This is a genomic window from Paraplanobispora siamensis (assembly GCF_016863175.1).
In the GTDB taxonomy this organism is placed as follows: Bacteria; Actinomycetota; Actinomycetes; order Streptosporangiales; family Streptosporangiaceae; genus Planobispora; species Planobispora siamensis.
Map to the genome: position 1 here is coordinate 1 of NZ_BOOJ01000123.1, position 3,473 is coordinate 3,473.

Sequence of the window (3,473 nt, forward strand, 5' to 3'; positions counted from 1 at the left end):
GTCGTCGAAGAGCAGTTCGTCCTTGTTGGAGGGGGTGAGCCGCTTGAGCGAGAGCTCGGGCTTGTGCAGGATGACCTGCCGGAGCCGACCGACCTCGGAGTCGACGTGGAACCTCATCGCAGCTCTCCCTTGACCCGTGCGATTTCCTTCGGCCCGTACTCACCGCGCGAGGCCTTGACCCAGATGTAGACGGGGATCCCCGCCAGGAGCATGAGCGTCCCCTGGAAGACCGCGTCGCTGCCGGCGCCGAAGATCATCCAGAAGGTGAACAGCAGGGCCACGGCGGCCAGCGTCATGTTCCAGCCCAGCCCCTTCCTGCTTGCCTGCCGCTCCCCGGTGACCAGCCAGAACAGCTGGGCGGCGGCGGAGAACAGGTAGGGCACGACCGTGGTGAAGGTGGCCAGCAGCAGGATGGTGTTGAAGGCGTTCTCCGCAGCGAAGGCCGTGATGAAGGTGATCGAGGTGAGGACCGTGCCGACGACGATGCCGACCCACGGCACGTTGCCGGCGCGCATCCGGGTGAACGCCTTCGGGAACAGTCCGTCGCGCGCGGCGGCCATCGGCATCTCCGCGACCAGGAGGGTCCAGCCGTTCAGCGCGCCGATGCCGGAGATGATCGCGAAGGCGGCCATCACCATGCCCCACGCGCTGCCGCCGAACATCGCGTTGATCGCGTCGGCGAAGGGGGCGGTGGAGTCCACCAGCTTCTCGTGGGGGACGGTGCCGAAGACCGCGACGGTGCCGAGCATGTACAGCGCCGCGCAGGCCAGGGTGCCGTAGACGCTGGCGCGGCCGATGTTGCGCTCGGGGTCCTTGACCTTCTCAGCCGCGATGCTGGCGCTCTCCACGCCGGAGTAGGCGAACAGCACCAGGGCCGCGGCCACCGAGATCGCGCCGATCCACGAGCCTTCGGTGGCGTTGAACGGGCCGAAGTTGTCCGACTGGACGAAGAACAGGCCGACGATCGCCACGAAGATCAGCGGGGCGAACTTCAGGATGGTCGTCACCAGCTGGAACAGACCCATCTTGGTGACGCCCGCCAGGTTGATCAGCGCCGGGATCCACAGGCCGATCAGTCCGATGACCACCTGGGCGCCGGTGCCGCTCCAGTCCAGGCCGAATGCGGCCTCGGCGAAGTAGACGACGTAACCGACCCACGCGACCGCGATGCCGGCGTTGCCGGCCCAGGCGGTGATCCAGAACGACCAGGCGTTGAGGAATCCCGGGAACTCTCCGAAGGAGTCGCGGGCGTATGCGTACGGCCCGCCCGAGGCGGGGATGCGCCGGCCGAGCCGCCCGAAGACGACGGCGAGGGCGAGCGAGCCGAGGGTGACGATGCCGAATGCCAGGATGCTGACCGTTCCGAAGGCCGCCAGCGAGGCCGGGAGCAGGAAGATCCCGGTGCCCACGATGTTGCCGACGACCAGCGCGGTGGCCTGGAGCAGCCCCAGCCGGGGCCCCTTCCCCGCGTCTGTGGCCGTTCCGCCGGATCCGGTGGCGCGATCAGCGACGGCCGCTTCGGTGAGCGGACCGCCTTCTCTCTCTTTCATGGTGTTTCCCGTTGGTGATGGCACGACCACCCGCCGGTCGGCGGTGGCCCATCTCGGCATGGACGGCGCGGTGGCCGGTGACCGTCCCGGGTCTCATGTGACCCGTGGTGCGTCTGCCCAACAGCCGGGAATCTGTCATCATTTGACCGCTTTTGCGGCCCCTTAGCCGTAGGAAAACAGCCTTTACACGCGGGACTTTCGTCCCATGCTTCTCACTTCACTGGTCCTTCACCAGCAGTGGACCTTTACCGGCGGTGGAGGAGGGGCGGCCGGCCCGAGGCCGGCGGAGGGGCAGGTCAGCCGCCGTACTGGGCCTGCGTGGCGGCGGCGGGACGGTGGCCGGCCGCGCCGAGGGCGGGGAGCGCCACGGCCATGACGGCCATGAGCACCGCCAGGAGCGCGACGGCGAGCATGTGCCGCCGGGAGGGCAGGGTCTCCATGGTGATCGCGCCGGCCGCGAAAGAGCTGAGGGAATGGGCCAGTTCCGGCTCGTCCGTCTGAAGTCGCCCGGCGATCGCGGCAAGGGCGCGCCTTTCACGGAGAGACAGACCCATACGTGCTTCCTCCACGGCAAACAGAGTTTTGATGATTTTTATCCCATTTGTAGGGATACGCCAACACCGGGGAGGTAGATCTTTCCGGTCGGCCCGCCCGGGCCGGGGCGCTTCAGTCTCTGTTCGAGGCCGCGAGCGCGGCGGCACCGCCGACGATCTCCGTGAGCTCGGTGGTGATCTCCGCCTGCCGGGCCTCGTTGGCCTGCCGGGTCAGCGCGCCGATCAGTTGCCGGGCGTTGTCGGTGGCCGCCGTCATGGCCGTGCGCCGGGCCGCGTGCTCGGCCGCCGCCGAGATCAGCAGGATGTGCCAGATGCGGGCGTCGACGTACTTGTTCAGCAGGACGTCCAGGACGGCGCCCGCGGACGGCTCGAAGGTGAACGGCGCCGGCACGGACGGCTCATGCCCCTGCGGGGCCTCGCGCTCCTCGACCTCGATGGGCAGGAGCCTGCGGACCACCGTCCGCTGGGTCAGCATCGAGACGAACTCGGTGAAGACCACGTGCACCTCGCCGACTCCGCCCTCCGCGGTCGGCATGTCGTAGGCCTCCACGAGCGTCCGGCCGATCTCGGCCGCGACGTCATAGGCGGGGGCGCCCGAGAAGCCCTGCCACTCGCGGACCGTCGGCCGGCCGCGGAAGCGGTACCACTCGATGCCCTTGCGCCCGGTCACGTAGAAGACCGGCTCCTTGCCCTGCCGGCGCAGCAGGGCGGCCAGCGCCTCTCCCTGCCGGAGCACATTGTGGTTGTAGCCGCCGCAGAACCCGCGGTCGCTGGTGACCAGCAGCACCGCCACCCGGGAGGTGTCGGGACGGCGGTTGAGCAGCGCGTGGTCGGCGTGCGGGTGATGGGTGAGCAGGGTCGAGGCCGCCCGGGTGATCTCACGGGCGTACGGCTCGGCGTCATGCGCCCGGTCACGGGCCTTGGAGACCCGGGAGGTGGCGATGAGTTCCTGCGCCCTGGTGATCTTCGCTATGGACCGGACGGACTTGATCTTCTGTCGAATCGCCCGAAGCTGCCCGGCCATGCCATGTCCCCCGAACTATCTGCAGATGGTTACGATACGCAGCATTTCAACTACCCGCCGAGTGAGTGCGGCACCCTTCATTCTCGATCCCGGCGAGCCTGCGCTCACAGGAACGGCATGGGAGCGGCGACGAGGTCGTCGACCGTGAAGGTCACGGCGTCCTCCACGCCCGTCACGCCGTCGACGCTCTCGACCGCCGCCACGAGCGGGGCGATCTGCGAGCACAGCGCCACCCGCCCGCCCAGGGTGATCACACCGTCCTCGACGGCGACGGTGACCCCGTCGGTGGCGAAGTCGAGGCCCGCCAGCGCGCGGACGACCTCCCGGCGAAGGTCGGCAGCCGAA

General features: G+C 69.0%; 4 protein-coding genes. All 4 read right to left on the minus strand.

Translation table 11 applies throughout. The annotated features are described in order from the left end of the window. Positions 1 to 113 precede the first annotated feature (113 nt). Positions 114 to 1,550 (minus strand): amino acid permease, encoded by a 1,437-nt coding sequence (locus Psi01_RS42765; RefSeq protein ID WP_204069937.1) that lies wholly within the window; start codon positions 1,548 to 1,550, stop codon positions 114 to 116. 296 nt (positions 1,551 to 1,846) lie between these two features. Beyond that, positions 1,847 to 2,104, minus strand: coding sequence for a DUF3040 domain-containing protein (locus Psi01_RS42770; RefSeq protein ID WP_204069938.1), 258 nt, complete (start codon positions 2,102 to 2,104; stop codon positions 1,847 to 1,849). A 112-nt stretch (positions 2,105 to 2,216) separates the two neighbouring features. Beyond that, positions 2,217 to 3,128, minus strand: a complete 912-nt coding sequence (locus tag Psi01_RS42775; protein WP_204069939.1) for a F0F1 ATP synthase subunit gamma — start codon at positions 3,126 to 3,128, stop codon at positions 2,217 to 2,219. Between the two features lie 104 nt (positions 3,129 to 3,232). Continuing rightward, positions 3,233 to 3,473, minus strand: a 241-nt coding sequence (locus tag Psi01_RS42780; RefSeq protein WP_204069940.1) for a BON domain-containing protein, incomplete at its 5' end; no start/stop codon positions are given.

Excerpts from the sequence above, each read along its gene's own strand:
- Psi01_RS42765 (WP_204069937.1), bottom strand. The coding sequence starts at position 1,550 with ATGAAAGAGAGAGAAGGCGGTCCGCTCACCGAAGCGGCCGTCGCTGAT.
- Psi01_RS42770 (WP_204069938.1), bottom strand. The coding sequence starts at position 2,104 with ATGGGTCTGTCTCTCCGTGAAAGGCGCGCCCTTGCCGCGATCGCCGGG.
- Psi01_RS42775 (WP_204069939.1), bottom strand. The coding sequence starts at position 3,128 with ATGGCCGGGCAGCTTCGGGCGATTCGACAGAAGATCAAGTCCGTCCGG.